The following is a 26,693-nucleotide window of genomic DNA, read 5'->3' on the forward strand; positions in this document are numbered from 1 at the left end:
TCGCCCGGTTGGCGGGCGGCAGCGGCCGGCGGACCCTACCCGGGCCCGTGCCCGAGGACGGAACCGTCCCCGTGCCCAGGGACGGCCCGGCTCGGGGCTCAGGCCGGCCCGGGGCTCAGGCCGGTTCGGGCGGCCACGGGCCGTGCTCCGCCACCTGGGCGCGCAGCCCGCGCAGCGCCTTGGCGGAGGCGATCCCGACCGCGCCGGTGACCAGGCCGTCGCGGACGCAGACGGCGGCGAAGCGGTGCTCCTCCAGGCTGCCGTCGACGACCTCGAACCGTTCGGCGCCGCCGGGCCGGCCGAACACCTGCACCCGCAGTCCGTACTGGTCGGTCCACAGGTACGGGACCGGCCGGTAGGCCTGCCGGGCGCCGTCCGGTCCGGCCAGCAGGTTCCGGGCCGCGTGCATGGCCTGCTCGGTGGCGTTGGTGCGCTGTTCGAGGCGCCGGTGGCGGCCGGTGCGCGGGTCGGGCCAGGAGGCGGCGTCCCCGGCCGCCCAGACGCCGGGGCCGGCGGCGCAGTAGGCGTCGCAGACCACGCCGTCGTCCAGCGGGACGCCGCTGCCGGCCAGCCACTCGGTGGCGGGCTCGGACCCGACGGCCATCAGCACGGCGTCGGCGGCCAGTTCGGTGCCGTCGGCCAGTCGGACGCCGGCGGCCCGGCCGCGCCGTTCGAGCAGCCCGGTGGCCATGCCCCGGTGGAGCCGCACCCCGTGCTTGCGGTGCAGGCCGGCCAGCAGCGCGGCCGTCTCGGTGCCCAGGACGGCGGCGAGCGGCGTGGCGGTGGAGGTCAGCCAGGTCACCTCGGCGCCGAGCCCGACGGCGGTGGCCGCCGCCTCGGCGCCGAGAAGTCCGCCGCCGACCACCAACAGCCTTGTGCCCGGCCGCAGTTCCTCGCGCAGGGCGAGGGCGTCGGCGAGGGTGCGCAGCACGTGCGCCCCGGGCCGCGGTGCGTCGGCGCCGGGCAGCCGGCGCGGGCGGACGCCGGTGGCCACGACGACGGCCTCGCAGCGCACCCGCCTACCGTCGGAGAGCCGCACGGTGCGCTCCCGGCGGTCCAGGCGTTCGGCCCGGACCCCGAGGCGCAGGTCGAGCCGGAGCTCGTCCAGCGCCTCGGGGCCGCGCAGGGCCAGGCGGTCGGGCTGCCACTGCCCGCCGAGCAGGTGCTTGGACAGCGGCGGCCGGTCGTACGGCGGCTCCGGCTCGGCGCCGATCAGGGTGAGCCGGCCGTCGTAGCCGGACCTGCGCAGCGCCTCGGCGGCGTGCAGCCCGGCCGCGCCGGCGCCGACCACGGCCACCTCCCGCAGTGCGGTCACACCTGCTCCAGGTGGATCGCCGCGGCCGGGCAGACGGCGGCGGCGTCCTGGACGGCCCGGTGGAGTTCGGCGGGCGGTTCGGCGTCGAGCAGGACGACGATGCCGTCCTCGTCGCGCTGGTCGAAGACGTCGGGGGCGGCGAGCACGCAGTGCCCGGCGCCGCAGCACTTCTCCTGGTCGATCCGGACGAGCATGGTCTTCCTTTCGGAGGGGTGCCCCGGGGAGGTGAACTCCGCTTAGGGGCAAGTGGGTTGGTGTGGTTCTGGCGGCTCGCGGGGGAGCCCGGGTCACCAGGCGACGGGCAGCTCGTGAACGCCGTAGATGAGCATCTCGCCGCGGAAGCGGACCTCCTCGAACGGTACGGCCAGGCGCAGTTCGGGCAGTCTGCGCAGGATGGTGGCCAGCGCGATCTGCAACTCCAGGCGGGCGAGCGGCTGTCCCAGGCACTGGTGGATGCCGAAGCCGAAGGCCAGGTGACGGCGGGCGTCGCGGGTCAGGTCGAGCTCGTCGCCGCCGGGGAACTCCCGCTCGTCCCGGTTGGCGGTGTTGACCATGCAGATGACGCCCTCGCCCGCCGCGATCCGCACCCCGTCCAGGTCGACGTCCTCGGTGGCGACCCGGGTCACGCCGGAGTGCACGATGGTCAGGTAGCGCAGCAGTTCCTCGACCGCGCCGGGCACGGCCTCGGGGTGTTCGCGCAGGTGGTCGAGCTGGTCGGGGTTGCGCAGAAGGGCGAGCACGGAGAGCGCGGTCATGTTCGCCGTGGTCTCGTGTCCGGCGATCAGCAGCAGCCGGCCCATGTCGCCGATCTGCTGAGTGCTCAGCTCGCCGCGCTCCACCAGGCGGCTGAGGATGCCGTCGTCGGGGTGGGTGCGCTTGGTCTCGGTGAGCCCGACCAGGTAGTCGATCAGCTGGGCCTGGGCGTCGGCGACGTCCTCGGCGCTGGAGTCGCGGCGCAGCAGGACGCGGCTGCACTCCTGGAAGAAGTCGTGGTCCTGGTAGGGGACGCCGAGCAGCAGGCAGATGACCAGGGACGGCAGCGGCAGGGCGAACTCGTGGACGAGGTCGGCGCCGGAGCGTCCGTCGGTCATCCGGTCCAGCAGCTCGTCGGCGATCCGCTGGATCTCCGGGCGCAGCGCCTCGACCTTCTTGATCATGAACTCGCCGGTCAGCATCCGGCGGAAGTGGGTGTGCTCCGGGGCGTCCATCCGGATGATGGTCGGCCGTCCGGTGCTCAGCTGCCGGGCGCCCGCGCTGATGAACGGGTAGCCGGGCCGGGTGGAGTCGGAGCTGAACCGGGCGTCGGAGAGGACCGTCTTGACGTCCTCGTGGCGGGTGACCAGCCAGCTGGTGGAGCCGTCCCACAGGGTGACGCGGCTGACCGGCTCCTCCCGCCGGGCCTGGTCGTAGGCGGGCGGCGGGGCGAACGGGCAGGTGCCGCGGGCGGCGGGGTGGGTGAATCGGGGGGTCTTCTCGGCGGTGGCCATCGGTGGATCCCCTTCCGGGAGTCGAGCCGTGGGCACCTAGTTACGTGCCCAAAGCAACTAACTGAAAGTCACGCTAACTCGCGTTCCGTGGTGGTGGAAGGGCGGATCGGGTGACGGCCGAATCTGTCCGAAATCCGGCGCCGGCTGCCCGCCCCGGCCGCCGCCCGCACCGTCTCGCTACAGTTCCCCCATGTCGGACGAAGAAGACGCCGAAGACGACCGGACCACCGCCCGCGGGCCGCAGGGCCTGGACGGCCTGGACGGCCTGGAAGACGTCCTGGCCACCCTGGCCTACCTGCTGACACGGTCACAGGAGCACGAGCGCCGCACCGCCAAGGCCGGCATCACCGCCGCCCGCTCGGACGTCTACCTGCTGCGCGCGCTCGCCGAGCGCGCGGAGGCCAGCCGGGTGAGCGACCTGGCCGACCGCCTGATGGTCAAACCCTCCCACGTCACCCGCCAGATCGACCGCCTCCAGGGCCAGCAACTGGTGGAACGCAGCCAGGACACGCAGGACCGGCGGGCCCGCCAGGTCGCCATCACCCCCGGTGGGCGGGAAGTGCTGGACCGTCTGAAACAGGCCAACATCATCGGGCTCGCCGACGCGCTGGACGGCGTCCCCGAGACGGACGTCGTCACCACCGCCACCGTGCTGCGCCACCTCATCGACCGGTACGTGCACCGGGTGCGCACCACGGGAACCGACGACGACCCGCTCCCGGACCGGACGGACGGCGCCGCCGGCGCACCGGCTCCGGCCACGGGGCCCAGAACCGCCGCGTACCAAGGCGGTTGAGCCGGGGGAGCACCCGGGTACGTCACCCGGCATGTCGGACGAGAAGAACCGCGCCGTGGCCGAGGCGATCCTCCCGCTGGTCGGTGGCGCCGCCAACATCCGCTCGGTCGCCCACTGCATGACCCGGCTGCGGCTGGGCCTGGCGGACCGCTCCCTGGTCGACACCGAGGCGCTCCGGGCGCTGCCGGCGGTCCTGGGCACGGTCGAGGACGACACCTACCAGATCGTGCTCGGGCCCGCCGCCGTCGCCGGGGTCACCGCGCGGCTGCGCCTGCTCCTGGAGCCCCCCGGCCCGCAGGACGGGGCGGCCGGGCCGGCGGCCGCCCCCACCGCCGAGGACCTCGCCGGGCGCGGCGAGCGCATCCGGGCCCAGGCCCGGGTACGCAACGCGACCCCGGTGAAGCTGGCGCTGCGCCGGATCGCGAACATCTTCGTCCCGCTGATCCCCGCCCTGATCGGATGCGGGATCGTCGCCGGTCTCGCCGGGGCCCTCGCCAACCTCGGCTGGGCACCGGCGCTGGTCACCGCCCTGGGCCCGGTCTCCTCCGGGTTCATGTCCCTGATCGCCGTCTTCGTCGGCTACAACACCGCGAAGGAGTTCGGCGGCACACCCGTGCTCGGCGGAGCCGTGGCCAGCGTGATCGTCTACGCGGGGGTCACCAGGGTGGAGGCCTTCGGCCACCACCTCACCCCCGGGCAGGGCGGCGTGGTGGGCGCGCTCGGCGCCGCACTGCTGGCCGTCCACCTGGAACGCTGGACCCGCCGACTGGTGCCCGCCGCCCTGGACGTGCTGGTCACCCCCACCGTCACCGTGCTGCTCGGCGGGCTGGCCGCGCTCTTCGGCCTGATGTTCGTCGCCGGGGAGATCTCCACCGCCATCGGCCGCGCCGCCACCTGGCTGCTCGCCCACGGCGGCCTGCTCGCCGGACTCGTGCTCGGCGGCCTCTTCCTGCCGCTGGTCATGCTCGGCCTGCACCAGGCGCTGATCCCGATCCACACCACCCTGATCCAGCAGCAGGGCTCCACCGTCCTGCTGCCGATCCTCGCCATGGCCGGCGCCGGGCAGGTCGGCTGCGCCGTGGCCGTCTACCTGAGGCTGCGCCACAACGCCTCGATCCGGGCCACCATCAGGTCCGCCCTCCCGGCGGGCCTGCTCGGCGTCGGCGAGCCCCTGGTCTACGGCGTCACCCTGCCGCTGGGGCGCCCCTTCATCACCGCCTGCGTCGGCGGCGCGGCCGGCGGCGCCTTCGTCGGGGTGGCCGGCCAACTCGGCAGCACGGTGGGCTCCACCGCCATCGGCCCCTCCGGCTGGGCCCTCTTCCCCCTGCTGGCCGGCCCGCACGGACTCCTCGCGGGCGCCGCCGTCTACGGCGGCGGACTGCTCACCGGCTACCTCGCGGGCTTCCTGGCCACCTACTTCTTCGGCTTCACCCGCGAGACCCTCGCCGAGTACGACGCCCCGGCCGCCGAGCCGGACCGGACGGCGGAGTAGCCCGGTCCGCCCTGCTCCCGACGAGCCCCGGAACGGCGCGCGCCCGCCGGGACGCATCCCGACCGGCCCGCGCCGGGCGGTCGGACCGAGGCCGTGTCACGCGCCCCGAGCAGGACCTGCGACCGCACGGTGCCGGCGGAGTTCAGGAAGGCGGAGACACCCCCGGCACCGACGCCCTCCCCGCTCGGGCGAGCACCTCCGAGGGGGGAGCAGTCCCCTCCCGGCCCCTCGTGCGCACGTGAGCGCCACGATCGGGTGATGTCTCGGCCCGCCGGTTCGCATTCGGAGTGTTGCGGCCGGACGGGGGACGGGGGTCACTACGTTGAGGTCCGGGTCATGCGGCCGTGTCACCGACAGGCACGGCCGGGAGGAGCTGGACCGGTGCGCGGGTCGGCCGTTCACCGAATCGGCCGAGCACCGTTCCGTCATGACATGACGCCACTGACAGCGCCGGGCCGCGCCCCGGGCCTCGTACGAGGGAGAATCCGTGATCTCGAAGACCAAGAGGGCCATCTGTTCCATGGCCATGGCGTTCGCCGCAGCCGCCACGGCCACCGTCGGCCTGCCGAGCGGCGACGCCTTCGCCATCGACCACGTCCAGTGCGACGGGGGCCGCAATGACTTCCTGAAGATCTGGTCGCACCTCGACGGCCGTGACAGCGTCGACTGCTACGCGAACGGGGGGAGGACCGACTTCGGCGGGTGGTGGGTCGACCGGATCTCCACGGGCAACAACGACCTGACGTACTACGACGTGAACGGTGACTCCGTGAGGATCGAACGCTGGACCGACATCACCTTCCCGAACCGACCGCCGAGGGTCGCCGCCATCCAGATCGGGTGACACGGGGGCAGCCGGTCGCTCCACACGCCGATGCCGGTCACGCCTCTCCGGGCGTGACCGGCATCGGCATGTGCGGCAGGTCGGCCACTTCGCGGCCGACCGTGTTCCAACCCTGGCCCCGCGACGCTGGAGGTGGCCCGTTCCTGGCCCGGGTCGCGAGCGGCGCCCCGGCGTCCGCTCCGCCCACGCGGAGCCGCGCCGGATCGCCGCCGCACCAGCGCACTTCGGACCGCGGCGGCAGCTCGTCCTCGCGAACACCGCGTGCGTCCTGCGGTTTCAGGCGAAGCCGCCCCGACTGGCGACCGGCCCGACCAGGCCCGGATGTTGGGGCTGGTCGGGCCGGCGAGGAGATGCCGTGGCAGCCCTGTCCCGGCCGCGGCGATCAGGGTGTCGAGCCGGTCGCCGGGTTGTACAGGTCGACCATCGTGCGTACGGGGAGCGGCAACCAGTCGCCGGTCGACGGGTTCCGGGAGAGCAGTTCGAGTACGTCGGTGGCCGTCGGCCGGCGCCGGGGATCGTGGTCGAGGCACAGGGTGATGACGTCGACGAACCGGGAGGGCAGCAGGCTGAGGGCGGATGCCAGGGTTTCGCCGTCCGGGAGCGGGGCGGCTCCGGCGGCATGGCACAGCACCATGCCGAAGGCGTAGAGATCCACGGCATGCGTGATCGGTCCGCCGATGAGCTGTTCCGGGGCGAGGAACCCCTGGGTGCCGACGACATAGTTGGTACTGGTGAGTCCGGTGCTGTCGAGGGCCCGGGCAATGCCGAAGTCGATGATGCGGGGTCCTGCGCCGGAGACGATGATGTTGCCGGGTTTGAGGTCGCGGTGGATGATGCCGCAGGCATGGATGCGTTCGAGTGCTTCGGCAACGCCGACCGCGAGGGTGTGCAGGGTCCTCGGGGGCAGGGCGCCCTGCTGCCTGAGAACGTCGTGCAGTGACGGGCCGGGGATGTACTCGGTGGCCAGCCAGGGCGGGTCGCCGTGGGGATCGGCGTCGACCACTGACGCGGTGTGGAACCCGCCGACGAGGCTCGCGGCTTCGATCTCGCGGGCGAACCGCCTCCGGAAGGTCGAATCCTCGGTGAGCTCCGACCGAATGACCTTGACCGCCACCAGGCGCTGCCCGGGCGACCGGCCGAGATAGACCGTGCCCATCCCGCCTTGGCCCAGCACCGCCGTCAGGTGGTAGCGGCCGATACGGCGAGGATCATCCTGCCGGAGCGGACGGTGCCCGGGGGCGAGTCCGGCCCGCACGGGCGACCGCGGTGTGCCACGCGCCCCTCCGTTCTCGCCGGCCGGGACGACGGGACCCCCGTGCCGGTCGGCGCCGACCCGCTTCACCGTCGGGCCCTGGAGGGAGGCGGGCGGCGCGCCCACCTTGCACTCGACGCGGTGGACCCGGACACCCCAGCGGGCCGTGTCCCGGTCGAGCGCACCGCGCAGGGCCGTGATGATCTCCTCGCGGGAAGTCAGGGCCCGCTCCAGGTCCATGCCATCGACCATGCCGCGCAGCGTGGCGACAGCGAGCTGCTCGATTGCCTGAACGTAGCTGGTGACGTCGTAGGTGGCGGCCCTGGCATCGGACACCCGGTAGGAGACGGCGATGTCGATGTCGACGCGCCGGTTGTCGTGCGTGACCACCTGCTGCTGCGGAACCGCCATGACCTGTTCACGCAGGTCGACCCGGAACCGAAGGGTGTCGATGAACGGGACGACGAAGTGCAGGCCGGGGGCGAGTGTGCGGGTGTAGCGCCCGAAGCGCTCCACGATGGCGGCGCTGGCCTCCGGAACGATCCGGATCGCCTTCCCCAGGGCACTCAGGACGAACAGCACCAGAACGATCAGAACGATCAAGACCGGTTCCACAGCGGCTCTCCTACCCATCCGGCTCCCCGACTCCGACACCGGTTCGCGCCGGGCAGCAGTCTTCCAGATCCACCCCACGGCGGACCTGCGTTCACCGCCACCAGGGCCGGCACGGACGTCGAGGGCCGCCGCCGATCAGGTCGGTGGCGGCCCGGGCGGGTGAGGGGCGGGGGCGGCGGGGGTCAGGTGGCCAGGAAGCGTTCCCGGTGGATCTGGTCGGACGGTACGCCGGCGAGTGCGGCGGTGTGCAGGACGGCGTCGACCAGGGGTGGCGGGCCGCAGACGTACAGGTCGGGTGTGGTGGTGCCGAGTTCGGGGAGGGCGGCGGCCAGGAGGTCGGCCGGGGTGCCGGTCGGTCCGGACCAGTCGGGGCCCGGCTTCCGGACGCAGATGTCGTACCGGAAGCCGGGCAACTCGGCGGCCACGGCGGCCAGTTCGTTCAGTCCGAAGACGTCCTGCGGTTCGTTGACGCCGAGGAGGAGTCGGGCGGGCTGCGGGTCCTGCCATTCGGCCATCCGGCGGACCATCGCCAGCAGCGGGGCGAGGCCGGTGCCGCCGGCCACGAACCAGCGTGGCCGCAGGCCGGTCTCGTGGAGGCCGAAGGCGCCCTGCGGGCCGCGTACCGTGAGCCGGTCGCCGGGGCGGGCCCGCTCGGCGAGGTACGTGGAGAAGTGCCCGCCGTGCCGCAGCCGGACGAAGAACTCCAGGCGTCCCTCCCAGTTGCCGGTGTTGGCGAGGGAGTACGCGCGCCCGACCTCGTTGCCGGGAGCCTGGAGCTCCATGAACCGGCCCGGGTCGAACTGGCAGTCCGGGTCGTCGAGGCGCAGCTCCAGCCGTACGGTGTCCGGCGTCACCGGCTCCACCGCGGTGAGGGTGGCTTCGCGGACCGGGATGCCGCCGTACAGGATGCGGGACTGCTCGTACGGCAGGGCGGCCGTCAGCGGTCCGCGCGGGAAGGTGCGGCAGAGCAGCACCTCGCCGTGTTCGCGCTCGCCCGGGGGGAGGGCCTGCTCGCTGTGCGGGCCGAGTTCGTACGGGCCGTCGGTGACGGAGGCGTGGCAGGAGCCGCAGGTGCCCCGGCGGCAGGAGGCCGGGAGGGCGGCGCCGGCCTCCGCCGCGGCCTCCAGGACGCTGCGGCCGGGGGCGCAGTCGAACTCCAGCCGGCCGCCGTCGCTGGTGGTGAGGGTGACGGGGTGCGGGCCGGTCGCCTCCGCCGGGTCGGCGGTGCTCATGACGCCGTCCGTTCGAGGGCCGCGGCCAGGTCGGCCGCCGGGTCGCCGATCACCCGCAGGTCGAACCGCTTCACCAGTTCGTCGACCAGGGCGGGGGTCAGGAAGCCGGGCAGCGAGGGGCCGAGGTGGATGTTGCGGATGCCCAGGGCGAGCAGGGTGAGCAGTACGGCGACGGCCTTCTGCTCGGTCCAGGACAGGGCCAGGGTGAGCGGCAGGTCGTCGACCTCGCACTCGAAGGCGTCGGCCAGCGCGGTGGCGATCCGGATGGCGGAGTAGGTGTCGTTGCACTGGCCGAGGTCCAGCAGCCGGGGGAGGCCCGCGATCTCGCCGAAGTCGTGCCGGTTGAAGCGGTACTTGGCGCAGCCGAGGGTGAGCACCACGCTGTCCCGGGGCGCGCCGAGGGCGAAGTCGGTGTAGTAGTCGCGTCCGGGGGTGGGGCCGTCGCAGCCGCCGATCAGGAAGAAGTGACGGATGGTGCCCTGCCGCACGGCGTGGACCACCTGGTCGGCGACCGCGAGCACGGCGTCCCGGCCGAAGCCGACGGTGACGGCCTCCTCCTCGGCGGCGGTCTCCGGGAATCCGGGCAGCGCGTGGGCGGCCTGGATCAGCGGACGGAAGTCGTGGTCGGCGAGGTGCCGGACGCCGGGCCAGCCGACCGGTCCGGCGGTGTAGATCCGGCGGCGGTAGCTGACGTGCGGTTCGATGATGCAGTTGGAGGTCATCAGGATCGGGCCGGGGAAGGCGGCGAACTCCTGCTGCTGGTCCTGCCAGGCGCCGCCGTAGTTGCCGGCCAGGTGCGGGTGGGACTTGAGCAGCGGGTAGGCGTGGGCGGGGAGCATCTCGCCGTGGGTGTAGACGTTGATGCCCTGGTCCCTGGTCTGCACCAGGACGGCTTCCAGGTCCCGCAGGTCGTGGCCGCTGACCAGGATCGCCTTTCCGGCGACGGGGGTGGTGCGCACCGTGGTGGGCTGCTGGGGGCCGTAGGTGCCGGTGTTGGCGGCGTCGAGCAGTTCGATCGCGGCGAGGTTCAGCCGGCCGAGGCCGACGGCGCGCTCCAGCAGTTCGGCGGGGTCGGTCGGTTCGCCGGCCAGGTAGGCGAGGGCGTCCTCGACGCCGCCGAGGACCTCGGCGCTGCGGCGGCCGAGCACGTCGGCGTGGTGGGCGTAGGCGCAGATGCCCTTGAGCGCGTAGAGGTGGAGCGAGCGGAGCCCGACGACCTCCGGCCCGACGAGGGGGAGCCCGAGGTTCACCCGGACGTCCGGGGCCTGGCCCACCAGCGTCGCCGGGTCCGCCCCGGGGGTCCAGGCGGCGGGCCCGGTGAGCGTCTGCGGCTCCTGGCCGGCGGCGCGCGCGGCCCGCTCGTAGCGCTCCTTGGCCCGGGTGCGGACGCCGACGGCCAGCTGGATCAGGGCGGCGAAGCGGGTGGGGTTGAAGTTGACGTTGGTGAGCGTGGTGAAGACCGCGTACAGGACGAAGGCGGCGGCCTCGTCGTCCGGGGCGCCGAGGGCGCGGGCCCTGGCGGCGTACTGGGAGATGCCCTTGACCGCGTGGATGAGCAGGTCCTGGAGGTCCGAAGTGGGGGAATCCTTGCCGCAGTTGCCGATCGGACCGGCGCAGCCGGGGGTGGCGCCGGTGCGGTCGGTCTGTTCGCACTGGAAGCAGAACATGCGGGTCCTCCGGGGACTCGTGGTGTCGTTCGGGCGAGGCGGCGGGTGGGCCTCGACGCGTCCAGGATGGGGTCAGTGCTGACGGCGCATCAGGGTCGGAGGACCCCAATCCGGGGCCGGGAGACCCTGCCGGTGCACCGGCGCCGGGCCTGCCGTGTCCGTGGGTCCGCCGGGTCCGCGGGTCCTTGGGTGCGCGTCCGATCGGGTGCACCTGACGCAGCGTTCAGACGAAAACACCGGTGGGTCGCCGCCGCTCGGGGCTTCGAGGAGAACACTCCGAGGGTTGTCTTTATGTTCATGTGATGAAAGGACTGACGTGAAGCCCAGTCAGCATCCGACGACCGCCGTCGGCTGGGGACGAAGACTAGGCAGGGTGATGGGATCCGCCCTGGCCCTGACGCTCGTCCCCTTCGGCATGTCGCTCGTCGCACCGACGGCCGCCTACGCGGCCGGCCTCCCGGGAGGCCTCGGGCCCTGCCTGGGCGCGGACTGCCCGGCGACGTTCCCGCCGGTCAACAACGGGCCCTTCGCGGGGCGCGACGCCGGCGTGAACATCTTCGTCGGCGGCGACTTCAACGTCAGCGGCTCGGCCGCCGAGGCCGAGGGGCACGTGGTGACCCTCGGCTCCTTCAGCATGAACAAGGCCGCCGGAGTCAGCTCCGTCTACAACATCGGCATCGTCGGCGTCGGCTCGCGCGTCCCCCCGCCGGACGGGGCCGACTTCCTCACCGCCGGAGGCAACGTCACCGTGGCCCCGGGGCAGTCGCTCCTGGCCGAGGGAGGCGTCGTCCGCTACGCGGGCACGACCACCGGCACCATCACCGGCACCAAGGTCCAGGACCCGCGGGCCGTGGCCGCCTACACGCCGCTGCGCGGCGAGCTGCAGACGGCCAGCGCCTGCTACGCCGGGGTCGGCACGCCCCGCCCCGCCACCGGAACCGCCGTCAACCAGGGGTTCCAGACCCTGTTCACCGGTGACGGCACCTCCGCCCTCCAGGTCTTCAACGTCGACTTCGACATCGTCGGGCGCGGCGGCTCCACCCAGGGCGTCGCGTTCGCCGGAATCCCCGCGAACGCGACCGTGCTCGTCAACCTCGTGGGCGGCGCCCGCACCATCAACACCTACAGCGGAAGCCTCCAGGACACCGACCCCTGGAACCAGCTGCGCGAGCGACTGCTGTGGAACTTCCCCACCGCGACGACCGTCACCCTCACGGGATCGGGGCAGTTCCAGGGCAGCGTGCTGGTCGGCAACCCGGCCAGCACCGCCACGATGAACCTGCCCGGCCTGAACGGACGGTTCTTCACCACCGGCACCCTGCTGCACAACTCCGGTTCGGGCATGACCGGGACCGAGTTCCACGCCTACCCCTTCAACGGCGACCTCCCGGACTGCGGCAACCCCCCGGCTCCCACCGGCTCGACCAGCGTGACGAAGGTCGACTCGGTGACCTCGCAGCCGCTGGCGGGCGCGGTCTTCCAGCTGTGGCGTGAGACCAACGGCGTCGCGGGCCTGCAGACCTCGGGGACCACCCCGGACACCAAGGTGGGCGCCCCCTGCACCACCGGGAGCAACGGCCTCTGCTCCACCGCGGGCCTGCCGCTGGGCACCTACTACTGGCAGGAGACGGCGGCTCCGCCCGGCTACGACCTGCCGCAGCCCGCGGTGACGACCGTGGTCCTCGACACCGGTGGGCAGAACGTCCCGGTCACCGTCCGGGACACCCGGAGCCCGGTCGTCGAGACCGGCTCCACCAGCGTGACGAAGATCGACTCGGCGACCTCGCAGCCGCTGGCGGGCGCGACCTTCCAGCTGTGGCACGAGACCAACGGCGTGCCCGGTCTGCAGACCTCCGGGGCCAACCCCGACACCGCCGTGGGCTCCGCCTGCGTCACCCCCGCGTCGGGAGTCTGCTCGGCGAGCGGCCTGCCGCTGGGCACCTACTACTGGCAGGAGACGGCGCCGCCCCCCGGGTACGAGCTGCCCGAGCTCAACGTGACCACCGTGGTGCTGAGCACCAACGGGCAGAGCACCCCGGTCAACGTCGCCGACACCCCGAACACCGCCCCCACCGGGTCCACCACCGTGACGAAGACCGACGCCGGTACGGGGCAGCCGCTGGCGGGCGCGGTCTTCCAGCTGTGGCGCGAGACCAACGGCGTGCCCGGTCTGCAGACCTCCGGGGCCAACCCCGACACGGCCGTCGGCTCCCCGTGCGTCACCCCGGCGTCGGGCGTCTGCACGGCGGACGGCCTGCCGCTGGGCACCTACTACTGGCAGGAGGTCTCGCCGCCCGACGGGTACGAGCTGCCCGAGCTCAACGTGACCACCGTGGTGCTGGACATGAACGGGCAGCACACCCCGGTCGGCGTCGCCGACACCCAGACCACCGCTCCCACCGGTACCACCGGCGTCACCAAGGTCGACTCCGCCACCGGGCAGCCGCTGGCGGGTGCCTCCTTCCAGCTGTGGCGCGAGAGCAACGGCGTGCCCGGTCTGCAGACCTCCGGGGCCAACCCCGACACCGCCGTGGGCTCCGCGTGCGTCACGCCGGCGTCGGGCGTCTGCTCGGCGGACGGCCTGCCGCTGGGGACGTACTACTGGCAGGAGACGGCGGCTCCGCCCGGCTACGACCTGCCGCGGCCCGCGGTGACGACGGTGGTCCTCGACACCGGTGGGCAGAACATCCAGGTGACCGTCCGGGACGGGAGGACGCCCGCCCCGAACGGGTCGACCTCCGTCACCAAGGTCGACGCCGGTACGGGCCGGCCGCTGGCGGGCGCGGTCTTCCAGCTGTGGCGCGAGAGCAACGGCGTGCCCGGTCTGCAGACCTCCGGGGCCAACCCCGACACGGCCGTCGGCTCCCCGTGCGTCACGCCGGCGTCGGGTGTCTGCTCCGCGAGCGGTCTCCCGCTGGGCACGTACTACTGGCAGGAGGTCTCCGCGCCCGAGGGCTACAGCCTGCCGCAGCACCCGGTGACCGAGGTCGGGCTGAGCAAGGACTGCCCGTGCGTGGCGATCACGGTGGAGGACAGCAAGTGCCCGCCGCCGCCGTGCCCGCCCACCCCCTGCCCGCCGGGCGACGAGTGGAGTCCGTACGTGCGCTACACGCCCGTGCCGGGCTTCCTGTGGGGCATGAACGCGTGAGCTCGTGACCGCGCGAGCTCGTCATCGCGTGAGCTCGTGACCGCGTGAGACGACGACCCGGCCGGAGGAGCCCATGGCGGCCCCTCCGGCCGGGCGGTGCCCGGGCCGGTGTCGCGGCGCTTCGGCAGGCCGGCCCGGGGCCCTACGATGGCGCCATGAGCGGGAGCCTTCGGATATCAGGTGCACACCATGCGCAGGAGCATCGGGACGACGAGCGGCTGGAGGCCGCGGCCGGCATCCTGGCGCTGCTCGCGGACCGCACCCGGCTCGCCCTGCTCCAGCGGCTGAGCGCCGGTGAGGCCGACGTGACCACGCTGACCGAGGCGACCGGGGCCCCCCGGACGTCGGTCAGCCAGCACCTCGGCAAGCTCCGGCTGGCCGGCCTGGTCACGACCCGCAAGGACGGCAGGCGCGTCGTCTACGCGCTGCGCCACGGCCACCTGCGCCGGCTGGTCGACGAGGCGCTGAGCGTCGCCGACCACCAGCTCGGCGAGCTCCCCCCGCACGACTGACCCGTACCCTCCGGCTCCGCGGCCCGTGCCCTCCGGGGTGCGGGCCGCCTTTTCGTCAACATGTGCACATGCGTGCACATGTTGACCTATCCTGGTCGTGTCGTCCTGCCGCGCCCAGTCCGAGCGGGGTCCTCCATGCTGTCCGTGCTGCGCAACCGCACCTATCTGCACCTGTTCGCCGCCCAGATCGTCGCCCTGGTGGGCACCGGCCTCGCCACCGTCGCGCTCGGCCTCCTCGCGTACGACCTCGCCGGAGCGGACGCCGGATCGGTGCTCGGCACCGCACTGGCGATCAAGATGCTCGCGTACGTCGGCATCGCCCCGGTGGTCACCGCGCTGGCCCACCGCATCCCGCGCCGACGCCTGATGGCCGCCTCCGACCTCACCCGGGCGGGCGTCGCCCTCACCCTGCCCTTCGTCACCGAGGTGTGGCAGGTCTACGTCCTGATCTTCGTGCTGCAATCCGCCTCGGCGGCCTTCACCCCGGCCTTCCAGTCGGTGATCCCCGAGGTGCTGCCCGAGGAGCGCGCGTACACCCGCGCCCTGTCGCTGTCCCGGCTCGCCTACGACACCGAGAGCCTGGTCAGCCCGGTGCTCGCGGCCGCCCTGCTCGCGCTGATCAGCTACAACTGGCTGTTCTGGGGCACCGCCGCCGGGTTCCTCGCCTCCGCCGTCCTGGTGCTCTCCGCCGCCCTGCCGAAGCGGGTCCGGCCGGAGCCGGTCGGGCAGGGCGGCCCGGAGCCGGTCCGGTCGAAGCGGGACCGGTCGAAGCGGGACCGGGCGCGGCCCGGTGGGGGCGTCCTCGCCCGGTCCGTCCGCGGCACCCGGCTGTTCCTCGCCGTGCCCCGGCTGCGCGCGATGCTCGCCCTGGACCTCGCGGCGGCCGCGGCCAGTGCGATGGTGATCGTCAACACCGTCGTCTACGTCCGCGGCCCGCTCGGCCGCCCCGCCACCGACGTCCCGATCGCGCTCGGCGCCTACGGGGCCGGGTCGATGGTCGTGGCGCTGCTGCTGCCCCGGGTGCTGGACCGGCTGCCGGACCGGACCGTCATGCTCCCGGCGGCCTTCGGCATCGTCGGCCTCTTCGCCCTGCTCGCCGCGCTGACCGCCGCCGGGCCGGGCGCCTGGCGCTGGCCCGTCCTGCTCGCCGTCTGGGCGGCGTTCGGCGCGGTCGGCTCGCTGATCCTCACCCCCACCGGCCGGGTCCTGCGCGACTCGGTGGCCGCCGAGGAGCTTCCTGCCGTCTTCGCCGCCCAGTTCTCCCTCTCCCACGGCTGCTGGCTGCTCACCTACCCCCTGGCCGGCTGGCTCGGCGCCACCCTGGGCCTCACCGCGGCCTCCGTCGCCCTCGGCGCCGTGGCCCTCGCCTCCGGTGTACTCGCCGCCCGCGCCTGGCGCGCGGTGCCCGGGACGACGGGCCCGGCCGCGGTGGCGGCGAGCGGGAAACGCGGCGGCGCCACCGTCCCCGGCTGACCGGACGGACACCTGGTGTGCCGGTGCCGACCCGCGTGTCCTGGAAGGCGGGCAGCGCCTCGCCGTCCGGCGTGACGGCCGCGGGCGGGATCGATCTCGTGGCGGGGCGGTCGCACCGGGTGCTCCGCGACCCGGCGAACGCCACCCCGCGCACGGTGACCACGGAGACGCCGGCCTTCCCCGGCGCACGTGTGCGGGCCCTCGACGGGACGCCGGGCGCAGGGGTTCACCCGGGCGCGGTGCCGGGCTCGGGCGGTACGACGACGACGGGGAGGTGGGCGTGGTGGACGATCTCGGTGCTGGTCGAGCCGAGGGCGAGCCGGCCCCAGCGGCCGGCACCGCGGGTGCCCACCACCAGCAGGCCGGCGTCCCGGCTCTCCTCCAGCAGGACCTGAGCCGGGCGGCCGTGCTCGCAGCGCACCTCGACCTCGACGTACGGTTCGCCGACCTGCTGTCGCAGCTCCTCGACCAGGTCCGTCACCTCCCGGGCGACGGCGTCGTGCAGATGCGGCTCCGGATCGCCGCTCGGGCGGAACCAGCCCGTCATGGCCCGGTCCGGCGGATCGGCGTGTCGGCCGCCGAAGGCGCAGACGGCCCGTACGCCCACTCTCCGCAGCTGTGCCTCGCGAAGGGCGAAGAGCACGGCCCTGCGGGCGTGCTCCGAGCCGTCCGTACCGACGACGATCGGCCCGGCGGGACTTGACGCGGGTGAGCTGTTCACGGGGACCTCCAGGAGGTGAGGCCTGGCAGCGGACCGACAGGCTCGGCGGATCCGGTGGATCGGTGGATCGGTGGATCGGTGGATCGGCGACTCGGCGACTCGGCGACTCGGTGAATCGGCGGATCCGGGGAGGCGCGGAGACCGGCGCGTCCACTGCTTTCATGATCCTCCGGCAACGGCGCGGCGGCATGTCCGTGCTCCTCCGTCGGCCGGGCCGGGCCGGGCCGGACCGCGCTGCGCGCCGACCGCCGCCCGCGGCGTGATCTCCCCGGGCGGCGAACAGCTGCCGGACGGCTGCCCGGCGGCTCGGCCGGCGGCGTCGGTGCAGCTCAGGGGCGTGGGCCGGATCCCGCCGGGGTCGGCCGGCCCCGTCCACGCTCTTGTCATGCCCAAGTTTGACGGCCTGTTACCAGCCGGTAGTCTCTGGGTGTCTCGTAGGCGAACAGCACGACGCCTGCCATGTTCTGAAGGATCCTCACGTGTACCGTCCCGGCTCCCGCCGACCCCGCCGCGCTCTGCGCGGTGCCCTCGCCGCCGTCGCGGCCAGCACCCTGCTCACCGTCCTGCCGGCCGCGCCGTCCCACGCCGACCCCGCGCCCGCGCAGGGCACGGACACCGCCCACCTCGACGCCGTCGAGCGGGTGCTGCGCCAGGTGTCGCCCGGCCTGGAGGGCACGGTCTGGCAGCGCACCGACGGCAACGCCCTGGCCGGCGCCGACCGGGCCGGCGGCCCCGCCGGCTGGCTGTTCCAGACGCCCGCCTGCTGGGGCGACGCCACCTGCGCCGACCGGCCCGGCACCCGCGCGCTGCTCGCGAAGATGACCGCCGACGTCTCCGCCGCCACCCGTACCGTCGACGTCTCCAGCCTCGCGCCGTTCCCCGACGGCGGATTCGAGGAGGCCCTGGTCGCCGGGCTCAAGGCCTCGGTCGCCGCCGGGCACCGCCCGGTCGTGCGCATCCTGGTCGGCGCGGCGCCGCTGTACAACGCCAACGTGCTGCCGTCGCGCTACCGGGACGAGCTGGTCGCCAAGCTCGGACCGGCCGCCTCCTCGGTCAGCCTCAACATCGCCTCGATGACCGCCTCGCGCACCGCCTTCTCCTGGAACCACTCCAAGCTCCTGGTGGTCGACGGGCGCACCGTCCTCACCGGCGGCATCAACGGCTGGAGCAAGGACTACCTCGACACCGCGCACCCCGTCTCGGACGTCGACCTCGCGCTCACCGGCCCCGCCGCGACCTCCGCCGGCCGCTACCTGGACACCCTGTGGGAGTGGACCTGCGGCCGGACCGGCCTGCTCGACAACGCGTGGTTCGCCTCCTCGGACGGTGGCGCCTGCCGCCCCTCGATCGAACGCGAGCTCAACCCGCCCGCCCCCGCCGCCGGGAACGTCCCGGTGATAGCCGTCGGCGGCCTCGGCGTCGGCATCAAGGACGCGGACCCCTCCTCCCGCTACCAGCCCGGTCCCGTCCCCGGGGCGGCGGACGCCAAGTGCGGCCCGCTGACCCTGCACGACAACACCAACGCCGACCGCGACTACGAGACCGTCAACCCCGAGGAGAACGCCCTGCGCGCCCTGGTCGGCAGCGCCCAGCGGCACGTCGAGATCTCCCAGCAGGACCTGAACGGCACCTGCCCGCCGCTCTCGCGCTACGACTCCCGGCTCTACGACACGCTGGCCGCCAAGTTGGCCGCCGGCGTCAAGGTGCGGATCGTGGTCAGCGACCCGGCCAACCGGGGCACCGTGGGCAGCGGAGGCTACTCGCAGATGAAGTCCCTCGCCGAGATCAGCGACGTCCTGAAGGCCCGGCTCACCGCGCTCACCGGCGACCAGGGCAAGGCCGCCGCGGCCCTCTGCGGCAACCTCCAGCTCGCCTCCTTCCGCGCCGCCCCCACCGCCACCTGGGCCGACGGGCACCCGTACGCGCTGCACCACAAGCTGGTCTCGGTCGACGACTCGGCCTTCTACATCGGCTCGAAGAACCTGTACCCGGCCTGGCTGCAGGACTTCGGCTACATCGTCGAGAGCCGCGACGCGGCCGCGCAGCTCGACCGCGACCTGCTCGGGCCCGAGTGGCGGTACTCGCAGGCCGCCGCGACCGTCGACTGGTCCACCGGGACCTGCCGCGCCTGACGCCCGGTGCCTGATGCCTGATGCCTGACGCCTGATGCCTGCCGTCCGGCCGGCGGGCTCCCCGCTCCGGAATCCCGGGGCGGGGGGCCCGCCCTCCGCGGTCGCGCGCCGCGGGCGACGAGCGGTGATTCGACTTCCCGTTCGAGAGGTGGAAGAGCGGTGGCGTGATCACCCGTGTGTCATGGCGCGAAAGCATCTTGATGGCCCGTCACGGCCGGTGAGAGCGTGGACACGATCCGTGTTGATCGTGTGGCCGCCGGTGACCCCGCGGCCACCGGGTGTGAGGTGGAAGCTTGACGGAGACGCAGCACCTGGCGAAGGTCTACAGCGACCGCGCCTACGTGCACACCACGACCGTGCGGCACCAGGGCAGCACGGTCGCGTTCGCGATGGACGACCAACGGCGCATCGTCTACAGCGTCCTGGACCTGTCGCAGCACGACGAGGCGAAGGGCGAGGCCGACGCGGCGTACTGGTCGGAGGACCCGCTGCAACTGCGCTTCCCCTCCGAGGTGGCGCGGGTCGGCTACGCGGTGGCGGGCACGGTGCGGATGCCCGTCGTCAAGCGCGGCGGGCGGGTCGAGGCGGACGCGGCGGAGCGGCTGGACGAGCAGGAACTGGACCGGTTCCTGTCCAGCACCGCGCGGCTCGGCGCCGCCGCCCCCTTCCACGTCCTCTCCGACGGCACCCACCTGTACGTGCTGCGCCAGTCGGTGCGCGCCGACCACCCCGACGCGGTGTTCCGGCTCGCCGACGGCGCCGGCTCCTCGGGCGACCCGGCGCGCACCGACCACCTGGCCAAGGGCGGCGAGGCCAAGGTCCCGGTGGTCGACGCCACCCTGCTGTGCGACCGCTTCGTCCTGGCCGGCGGCGAGTTGAAGCCGGTGCTGGAGGTCCGCTACCGGCGCAGCCGGCACAAGGGCCGCCCGGACTCCGCCAAGGACAGCCTCGGCACCCAGGACATGGAGGGGCAGCCGTTCGTCGAGCCCACCCAGGAACTGTCCTTCGTCCGCAACCTCTCCGAGGGCCGCTTCACCGCCCTGCTGGTCCCCACCGCCGTGCACGGCCGGGAGCGCTGGCAGGTCTTCGCGCACAACGACGCCACCGGCCGGATCGACGGCTTCAGCGTCGAGCGCAGCAGGGACGGCCTGTTCAACACCCAGGGCACCCAGGCCTGGACCAGCCCCGACCCGCGCTACCGCAGCGCCGTCCACGAGGGCGCACCCGGCACCTGCCCGTTCACCGGCAGGCCGCTGGTGCCCGCGGCGGGCGAGGGCGGCCGCGCCGGGACGGCGCTGCGCTTCGACGGCGTCGACGACGTGGCCGAACTGCCCAGCAGCGCCCTCGACCTGGCCGACCGCGACTTCACGGTGGAGTTCTGGGCCCGGCGCACCGCCACCGGCGGCCGCGAGGACTTCCTGATCGGCCACGGCGCCTCCAAGGGGGTCCGGCTGCGCACCCTGCACATCGGCTTCCGCCCGGACGACACCTTCACCTTCGCCTTCTTCCACGACGACCTGGACCTGCCGCAGCGCTGGACGGACACCGACTGGCACCACTGGGCCTGCGTCTTCGTCCGGGACACCCGCGAGCAGATCGTCTACCGCGACGGCGTCGAACTTGGCCGCCGCACCACGGACATGCCGTACGCCGGCCTCGGCGGGCTCACCCTGGGGCGTGGTGCGCGGTCGTTCGGGCGCGCGGAACTGGACGAGGTGCGGATCTGGCTCCGCCCGCGCGGCGGCGCGGAGATCGCCGCCGACCGCGGCCGGCGCCTGATCGGCAACGAGCCGGGCCTGGCCGCCTACTACCGCTTCGACGAGGGCTCCGGCGCCACGCTGCACGACCAGACCGACCACGCCCGGCACGCCGCGCTGAGCGGCGGACCCGCCTGGGTCACCTCCGAGGCCCCGGTCGGCGAGGACCCCGGGGTGAGCCGCAGCAGCTTCGCCTTCACCGGGCGCCGGGTGGTCTCCGGCCTGTCCGCGCTGCTGCACCACCAGCAGGAGACCGCGCCGGCCGGCTACGAGCGGACGGCCAAGCCGGTCAAGCGCCAGGCCAGGGTGCTGCTGGCCTGCACCACCGGCGGGCCCGACCCGGTGACCGGCGCCGCCACCGAGGAGGCCTACGTCGCCACCGTGGACCTGGGCGTGGGCCGGGACGGCCGGCTGGCGCAGGTCCCGGAGGAACTGGCCCTGCCGGTGCTGGCCGCTCCGGAGTCCAGCGGGAACGTGGAGGCGGCCGGCGAGGTGGACGCCCAGGTGGCCCGGCTGACCCGGGACATCGCGGGAACCGAGGCCGAGATCACCCGCCTCCAGCTGGAGACCGCGGAGATCCCGGACATCGAGCGCCAGCGGGCCGAGGCGCGCGCCACGCTGGAGAACGACGTCACCAACTGGCGCTACCGGCTGCGGTTCAAGCTGCAGAGGGACGGCAAGGACCAGTACCTCGCGGTGGACGGCAACCGCAAGGACGCCGTCGCCCCGCTGGTGCGCACCGCCGACCGGCAGGCCGCGTCGACGATCTGGACCTTCGAGCCGACCGGCACCACGCTCAACGGCGTCACCTGCTACTTCGTCCGGAACGCCAACTCCGGGCTCGACATGAACGTCGCGGGCCGTGAGACCGGCAACGACGCCCGCATCATCCAGTACGACCGGGAGGCCGACAACGACTCCACCCACTTCGCGCTCGACACCTGGAACGGCACCGGCCTGGTGGTGCGCCGCAGCAGCAGGCTGGTCGCCGCCCGGGACAGTCAGGGCGACCGCATCGTCCAGTACGACTACTCGACGGCGAACGCCTCCGGCGAGGGCGTCCTGGCCCTGGAGCGGATCGACAGCTCGCTGAGGACCAGCCCCGCCACCGACCGGCTGAACCAGCGGATCTCCGAACTCGGCCGGCGCCTGGAACTGCTCGCCGTCAAGCAGGACCGGCTCGCCCAGCTGCGCCGCGACCTGGCCGCCCAGCAGGCCGGACTCGCGGCCAAGCAGGAGGAGCTGGGCCGGCTCACCGGCGGGGTGCGCGGCTCCGACGACATCGCCCTGCCGGTGCCCCAGCTCACCGTCGACCGCACCGGGCTGAGCGGGTCCGGCGCGCTGCTGGGCTTCGCCCGAGCCGCCGACCGCCCGTTCCTGCTGGACAGCGCCACCGGCAACGTGGTGCTCTACTTCCGGGGCGGGAACGGCCAGTTCTTCGCCGCCTACTACGACACCCAGGTGCTGCGCTCCTCCCGGCAGCTGCCCTCCGGCGGACGGACGGTCTCCTTCACGGCCCGGGACGCGGCCACCGATCTCGGCCCGACCGGGATCACCGTCGAAGCCGGGGACGGGCCGGCGCAGGTCACCCTGACGATCCGGCACGACGGGCAGACCGAGAAGTGGTCCCATCTGCCGCGCCGGGCCGAGGACTTCGCCGCGGTGGTGAACGGCGCGGCCGAGCAGCCCGTCACGATCGGCACGGTGCTGCGGATCGACGGCGACGTGGTGCAGTTCACCGAGGGCACCCTCGCCCCGCTGGCCGGCCCCGGTTTCGTGACCGTCGGCGGCCACGGCTTCCGCTTCGACGGCAGCCACCCGGCCGGGTCGAAGTCGCTGCGCCTGGGCGCGGGTGCGGAGCCGACCCTGCTGACGCCCGGGATGAGCGTGCAGCGGGTGCGCTACGACCACCGCTGGTCCGAGTCCTCGCAGCCCGGCAGCACCCTCGCCGAGGGTTCCCGGCTGATCACCGTCGACCCCGGCGGCCTGGCCGAACTGCCGCTGGGCAGCGCGGACGGGCTGGTGCGCGGCCACAGCGGGCGCTGGCGGGCCGACATGCCGGGCCGCGCCTACGCCTTCGACGGCAAGGGCCGCTTCCTCGCCCTGCCCGCCGGGCAGCTGCCCCGGGCCGCGACCCCGGGCGACCTCACCCTGGAGACCTGGATCAACCCGGAGCGGGTCGAGGGGCCGGTGCGGCTGCTGCACGCCAACGCCGGGGACACCCCGTACGGCCTCGGGCTGCTCGGCACCCGGGGGACGTCCGGGCTGGTCTTCGACGGCACGGACGACGCCGCGGTGGTGCCCGGTGCCTTCGGCTTCGGCGACGGCGACTTCACGGTGGAGTTCTGGGCCCAGCGCACCATGATCGACTCCCGGGACCACTTCGTGCTCGGCCACAGCGGAGACCAGGGGCGGGCCGACGAGAGCCTGCACATCGGCTTCCGCTCGAACGGCCGTTTCACCTTCGCCTTCTACGGCGACGACCTGGACACCACCCAGGTGTTCGGCGACACCAAGTGGCACCACTGGGCCTGCGTCTTCCAGCGCGAGACCCGCCAGCAGGTGATCCACCTGGACGGCCGGGAGATCGCCCGGCGCACCGCCAACGCCCCGTACCGCGGGCAGGGCCGCCTCTCGCTGGGCACCGTGCTCTGCTGGCCCCGCGAGTTCGCCTCCGTCCGGCTGGACGAGGTCCGGCTCTGGTCCAGGGCCCGCGGCGGGGACGAGCTCCGGGCCGACCAGGGGAAGCGGCTGAACGGCACCGAGTCCGGACTGCTCGGCTACTGGACGTACTCCGCGCCCGCCTCCGGTGCGCAGCCCGTCCTGGCCGACCGCTCCGGCAACAACCGCGACGCCGAGCTGCGCGGCATGCCGACCCCCGTCCCGGCCCGCTCACCGGTCGCCGACGGCGGCTACCGGGCCGTCGCGGCCGTCGGCGACCGCCGGGTGGTCAGCCGGGAGACCTTCCCGCTGCGCGAGTGGAGCCACCTCGCCCTGGCCTACCAGCAGTCCTGGGCAGTCGAGTTGACCGGCGACGCCCACCTCGAAGTCCCGGACGACGACGCGCTGGACATCGCCGACGACCTGACCCTGGAGGTGTTCGCCCGCGTCGACCGGCTCGGCGAGACCCAGGGCCTGCTCTCCAAGGGCCGCACCGCCGACGGCGTCGGCGGCAGCGTGCCGTACCGGCTGGCCGTCCTCCCGGACGGGCGGCTGGAGTTCGCCTTCGAGGAGCCCGACGGCCGCGCCGTGCGCTTCACCTCCACCGAGGGCGTGACGGCCGGGCGCTTCCACCGCATCGCCGTGGTCCGCAAGGGCGGCCGCTCGATGCAGGAGCAGAAGGGCACCCAGCAGATCACCGCCACCGGCGCCGACGGCAAGCCGGTCACCCGGAGCGTCGAGCTGGTCGAGTCGCTCGCCGTGCGCGAGTGGCAGGACATCCGCTTCCACCTGGACGGCCGGGAGATCGGCGCCGCCCGCTACGAGGGCTCCGGGCCGCGCGGCAACGACGCGCCGCTGGAGCTCGGCCGGGCCCGCGAGGGCGCCACCGTCCAGCAGCTGACCGGGGTGCTCGCCGAGGTCCGGATCTGGGGCGCCGCCCGGGACGCCGCCCGGCTCGGCACCCCCGTCACCGCCCGCGACCGCGGCCTGGTCGCGCACTGGCGCTTCGAGGAGAACGCGGGCGGCACCACGGCCGACGCCACCGGCTCGCACCCGGCCCGACTGCGCGGCGCCCGCTGGGTGCGCAACCCCGACCCGCGCGGCAGCGTCTTCCGCCTGTACCGCAACGGCGTCGCCGTGGCCTGCGACCCGGACGGCACCCCTGGCCTGCCCGACACCACCGCCTTCGCCGCCGCCGGCGACCCGCAGCTGACCCTGGGCGCCGTGCTCAAGGACGGCAAGCCCGCCGAGGCGTTCGCCGGCGTGCTGGAGGAGGTGCGGATCTGGCGCACCGCCCGCACCCACGAGCAGCTGCTGGACAACCTGTTCACCCGGCTCAAGGGCGAGAAGGAGGACCTGGTCGCCTACTGGCCGTTCGACCGGGACTCCACCGAGGCGGGCGCCGCCCAGGTCCGCGACGAGGGCCTGCGCGGCAACCACCTGGAACTCGGCCCGGAGGCCACCCGCCCGCGCACCGTGCTGTCCAGCGCGCCGGTCTCCAACGACGCCGCCCAGGTCCGCTCCGCCCTGGCCGGCCTGCGCACCCCGTTCCACCAGAGCATCGGCGCCGCACCGGCCGTCGCCGAGTACGCCGACATGCAGTACGGCTCGCGCGGCGAGGCGTTCGGCGTCCTCAAGCGCGCCTACAGCTACCTCCAGGACGGCCGCTGGCACCTGATCACCGGCTACAAGGTCGGCGAACTGGTCAGCGAATGGGTCAGCCAGATCCAGTTCGACCCGCAGCTGATCGGCTACGTCGAGGGCGCCCCGCCGATCCCCTCGGAGAACCTCACCGCGGGCCTGACCGACCCCGGCAGCGACACCTTCGAGGGCGCCTCCACCGTCAAACTCACCGAGGCCGAACAGGTCGTCCGCTCGCTGTCCTCCGCCAAGGAGCGCAGCGTGGACGCCGCCTTCGGCTTCGCGCTCTCCAACGAGGTCGACGTCGACGTCTGGATGATCACCGCCCCGCTCGGCTTCGGCATCGCCAAGTCCATCGCCAAGGGCGGCGTCTCGGCGAGCGTGCGCGGCAACCTGGAGTTCTCCAACAGCTGGGCCGAGGACACCTCCGTCTCCCAGGGCGAGAACACCGCCCGGACCACCAAGGTCGCGCTCACCGGCCACTGGGAGGACCCGGGCCGGGTGCTCAACCCCACCGCCGGGCGGCGGTACGTCCCGGCCAACACCGGCTTCGCCGTCGTCCAGTCGCAGACCGCCGACGTCTTCGCGCTGCGCCTGGCGCACACCGGCTCCCTCGTCGCCTACCGCATCCAGCCCAACCCGGACATCCCCAAGGACTGGAACGTCGTCCCCTTCCCGATCAACCCGCGCTACACCAAGCAGGGCACCCTGGACGGCACCGTCGGCTTCGACGAACGCGGCAAGGTCGCCGACCCGGACTACCGGGGCGCCCGCGACCGGGGCGAGTACAGCTACTTCAAGCCCCGCGAGGCGTACGCGCTCAAGCGCCGCATCCAGCGCGACCAGCAGCGCCTGCACAGCTACTACGACAGCGTCTCCACCGAGACCCACGCCCCCGACCCGCTCGCCCAGCGGGCCGGCCGGGTGCTCGGCGGCGCCATCGGCGCGGACGCCTCGCCGGCCCGCGGCCGGGACACCGCCGACAGCGCCACCGGACAGGGCTTCTCCCGGCGCGACCTGGTCAACACCTACGTGTGGACGGCCGCCGGGGGCTTCTTCGCCGAGACCACCGAGACCACCGACGTGGTCAGCGAGACCACGGCCGGCTCGTACTCGCTCTCCGGCTCCGTGGGCACCTCGATCGGCACCTCCTTCCAGATCGCCGGCATCGGCGTCGGCGCCCAGCTCGACGCCTCCGTGGGCGGCGGGATGACCGCCACCCGGGCCCGCGGCAAGGAGGCCACCCGCTCCTTCGGACTGGAGGTGGAGGTCGCGCCCAGCGGCAACCTGCAGAGCTACGACACCGACCGCAACCCGGTCTTCGACCGGGACGGCAACCCCGTCAAGGTGCCGGGCAAGGTGGACGCCTACCGCTTCCTCAGCTTCTACCTCGGGGAGGACAGCGAACACTTCGACAGCTTCTTCCACAAGGTCGTCGACCCGGTCTGGCTGGAGAACGGACACGACCCCAACGCGGCGGCGCTGCGCCAGGCCCGACAGGCCGACCGCAAGCCGCCGTGCTGGCGGGTCCTGCACCGCGTCACCTTCGTCAGCCGGGTCCTGCCCGACATCCCGCCGGCCGACGCGCCGGCGCTGGAGAAGGCCATGCGACAGCTGGACGTGGAGAGCAACTACGAACTCGTCCGCCGCCTCGACCCGTACGTGAAGTCCGCCGCCACCGGACTGCCCGAACTGGCCGAGGCCACCCGCACGACGCTCGCCCGGGAACTGCCCGAGCTGCTCCCGCACGCGGACGACGTGATCGGGTTCCTCGCCCAGTACTACGGCGTGGAGGCCTGAGCCCGAGGTCCTGGTGCGGGCGGGCCCGTTCCGCGGCGCCCGCACCAGGACCGGACCCCGGGTCCGTCCGCCGCGCCCGCGCGTGGTCGATGGCGCGCCATCGACCACGCGCCCCGGGCGCGTGCGCCCCGCCGGGCCGCGGTGGCGC

15 protein-coding genes are annotated in these 26,693 nt (G+C 73.9%); 8 read left to right on the forward strand and 7 right to left on the reverse strand.

Going from position 1 to position 26,693, the window contains the following annotated elements; translation table 11 throughout:
* Window positions 1-115: 115 nt before the first annotated feature.
* The 3 genes from ACFVHV_RS15305 to ACFVHV_RS15315 all read right to left on the reverse strand — a co-directional run bounded on the left by ACFVHV_RS15305 (window position 116) and on the right by ACFVHV_RS15315 (window position 2,802).
* Entirely contained in the window at window positions 116-1,315 is a 1,200-nt protein-coding gene (locus ACFVHV_RS15305; RefSeq protein ID WP_380351525.1) for an NAD(P)/FAD-dependent oxidoreductase, read from the reverse strand.
* Entirely contained in the window at window positions 1,312-1,509 is a 198-nt protein-coding gene (locus ACFVHV_RS15310; protein WP_359903142.1) for a ferredoxin, read from the reverse strand. Before ACFVHV_RS15310 ends, ACFVHV_RS15305 begins: the two co-directional genes overlap by 4 nt.
* 93 nt (window positions 1,510-1,602) lie before the next feature.
* Window positions 1,603-2,802 (reverse strand): cytochrome P450, encoded by a 1,200-nt coding sequence (locus ACFVHV_RS15315; protein WP_380351527.1) that lies wholly within the window; start codon window positions 2,800-2,802, stop codon window positions 1,603-1,605.
* A gap of 190 nt (window positions 2,803-2,992) precedes the next feature.
* On the opposite strand from ACFVHV_RS15315, the gene ACFVHV_RS15320 reads away from it, so the two are divergent.
* The 3 genes from ACFVHV_RS15320 to ACFVHV_RS15330 all read left to right on the forward strand — a co-directional run bounded on the left by ACFVHV_RS15320 (window position 2,993) and on the right by ACFVHV_RS15330 (window position 5,934).
* Window positions 2,993-3,598 carry a MarR family winged helix-turn-helix transcriptional regulator gene (locus ACFVHV_RS15320; protein WP_380351529.1) on the forward strand — a complete coding sequence of 202 codons (606 nt, stop codon included), beginning with the start codon at window positions 2,993-2,995 and terminating at the stop codon, window positions 3,596-3,598.
* A 31-nt stretch (window positions 3,599-3,629) separates the two neighbouring features.
* The gene (locus ACFVHV_RS15325) at window positions 3,630-5,090 is read left to right on the forward strand and encodes a PTS transporter subunit EIIC (protein ID WP_359903133.1); all 1,461 of its coding nucleotides are present in this window, start codon (window positions 3,630-3,632) and stop codon (window positions 5,088-5,090) included.
* A gap of 526 nt (window positions 5,091-5,616) precedes the next feature.
* Window positions 5,617-5,934, forward strand: coding sequence for a beta/gamma crystallin domain-containing protein (locus tag ACFVHV_RS15330; RefSeq protein ID WP_380351537.1), 318 nt, complete (start codon window positions 5,617-5,619; stop codon window positions 5,932-5,934).
* A 382-nt stretch (window positions 5,935-6,316) separates the two neighbouring features.
* Here the strand turns inward: ACFVHV_RS15330 and ACFVHV_RS15335 are convergent, their stop codons facing one another.
* The 3 genes from ACFVHV_RS15335 to hcp form a co-directional block, all read right to left on the reverse strand.
* Entirely contained in the window at window positions 6,317-7,789 is a 1,473-nt protein-coding gene (locus ACFVHV_RS15335; RefSeq protein ID WP_380351530.1) for an SPFH domain-containing protein, read from the reverse strand.
* Between the two features lie 194 nt (window positions 7,790-7,983).
* Complete coding sequence (locus ACFVHV_RS15340; protein WP_359903124.1) at window positions 7,984-9,033, reverse strand: 2Fe-2S iron-sulfur cluster binding domain-containing protein; 1,050 nt, start codon at window positions 9,031-9,033, stop codon at window positions 7,984-7,986.
* Window positions 9,030-10,700: a hydroxylamine reductase gene (hcp, locus tag ACFVHV_RS15345; protein WP_380351532.1), complete on the reverse strand. Its 1,671-nt coding sequence runs from the start codon at window positions 10,698-10,700 to the stop codon at window positions 9,030-9,032. Before hcp ends, ACFVHV_RS15340 begins: the two co-directional genes overlap by 4 nt.
* A gap of 376 nt (window positions 10,701-11,076) precedes the next feature.
* Between hcp and ACFVHV_RS15350 the strand changes: the two genes are divergently transcribed.
* From ACFVHV_RS15350 to ACFVHV_RS15360, 3 genes are all read left to right on the forward strand, one after another.
* A complete protein-coding gene (locus ACFVHV_RS15350; protein ID WP_380351539.1) occupies window positions 11,077-13,848 on the forward strand; it encodes a SpaA isopeptide-forming pilin-related protein in 2,772 nt (923 codons plus the stop codon).
* Window positions 13,849-14,003: 155 nt separating this feature from the next.
* Window positions 14,004-14,360, forward strand: a complete 357-nt coding sequence (locus ACFVHV_RS15355; RefSeq protein ID WP_359903118.1) for a metalloregulator ArsR/SmtB family transcription factor — start codon at window positions 14,004-14,006, stop codon at window positions 14,358-14,360.
* A 135-nt stretch (window positions 14,361-14,495) separates the two neighbouring features.
* On the forward strand, window positions 14,496-15,833 hold the full coding sequence (locus tag ACFVHV_RS15360) for an MFS transporter (protein WP_359903115.1): 1,338 nt from the start codon (window positions 14,496-14,498) through the stop codon (window positions 15,831-15,833).
* 226 nt (window positions 15,834-16,059) lie between these two features.
* On the opposite strand, the gene ACFVHV_RS15365 is transcribed toward ACFVHV_RS15360, so the two are convergent.
* A complete protein-coding gene (locus ACFVHV_RS15365) occupies window positions 16,060-16,554 on the reverse strand; it encodes a universal stress protein (RefSeq protein WP_359903112.1) in 495 nt (164 codons plus the stop codon).
* A gap of 479 nt (window positions 16,555-17,033) precedes the next feature.
* Here ACFVHV_RS15365 and ACFVHV_RS15370 point away from each other — a divergent pair, with 479 nt between their 5' ends.
* A complete protein-coding gene (locus ACFVHV_RS15370; protein ID WP_380351533.1) occupies window positions 17,034-18,686 on the forward strand; it encodes a phospholipase in 1,653 nt (550 codons plus the stop codon).
* A 293-nt stretch (window positions 18,687-18,979) separates the two neighbouring features.
* Complete coding sequence (locus tag ACFVHV_RS15375; protein WP_380351535.1) at window positions 18,980-26,545, forward strand: LamG-like jellyroll fold domain-containing protein; 7,566 nt, start codon at window positions 18,980-18,982, stop codon at window positions 26,543-26,545.
* Window positions 26,546-26,693 lie beyond the last annotated feature (148 nt).

This window comes from Kitasatospora sp. NPDC127116, assembly GCF_042677365.1.
Lineage (GTDB): Bacteria > Actinomycetota > Actinomycetes > Streptomycetales > Streptomycetaceae > Kitasatospora > Kitasatospora lactacystinica.

Bases quoted from the DNA above. Each gene is read 5' to 3' on its own strand.
- ACFVHV_RS15310 (WP_359903142.1), bottom strand. From the start codon at position 1,509: ATGCTCGTCCGGATCGACCAGGAGAAGTGCTGCGGCGCCGGGCACTGC.
- ACFVHV_RS15315 (WP_380351527.1), bottom strand. From the start codon at position 2,802: ATGGCCACCGCCGAGAAGACCCCCCGATTCACCCACCCCGCCGCCCGC.
- ACFVHV_RS15320 (WP_380351529.1), top strand. From the start codon at position 2,993: ATGTCGGACGAAGAAGACGCCGAAGACGACCGGACCACCGCCCGCGGG.
- ACFVHV_RS15325 (WP_359903133.1), top strand. From the start codon at position 3,630: ATGTCGGACGAGAAGAACCGCGCCGTGGCCGAGGCGATCCTCCCGCTG.
- ACFVHV_RS15330 (WP_380351537.1), top strand. From the start codon at position 5,617: ATGGCGTTCGCCGCAGCCGCCACGGCCACCGTCGGCCTGCCGAGCGGC.
- ACFVHV_RS15340 (WP_359903124.1), bottom strand. From the start codon at position 9,033: ATGAGCACCGCCGACCCGGCGGAGGCGACCGGCCCGCACCCCGTCACC.
- hcp (WP_380351532.1), bottom strand. From the start codon at position 10,700: ATGTTCTGCTTCCAGTGCGAACAGACCGACCGCACCGGCGCCACCCCC.
- ACFVHV_RS15350 (WP_380351539.1), top strand. From the start codon at position 11,077: ATGGGATCCGCCCTGGCCCTGACGCTCGTCCCCTTCGGCATGTCGCTC.
- ACFVHV_RS15355 (WP_359903118.1), top strand. From the start codon at position 14,004: ATGAGCGGGAGCCTTCGGATATCAGGTGCACACCATGCGCAGGAGCAT.
- ACFVHV_RS15360 (WP_359903115.1), top strand. From the start codon at position 14,496: ATGCTGTCCGTGCTGCGCAACCGCACCTATCTGCACCTGTTCGCCGCC.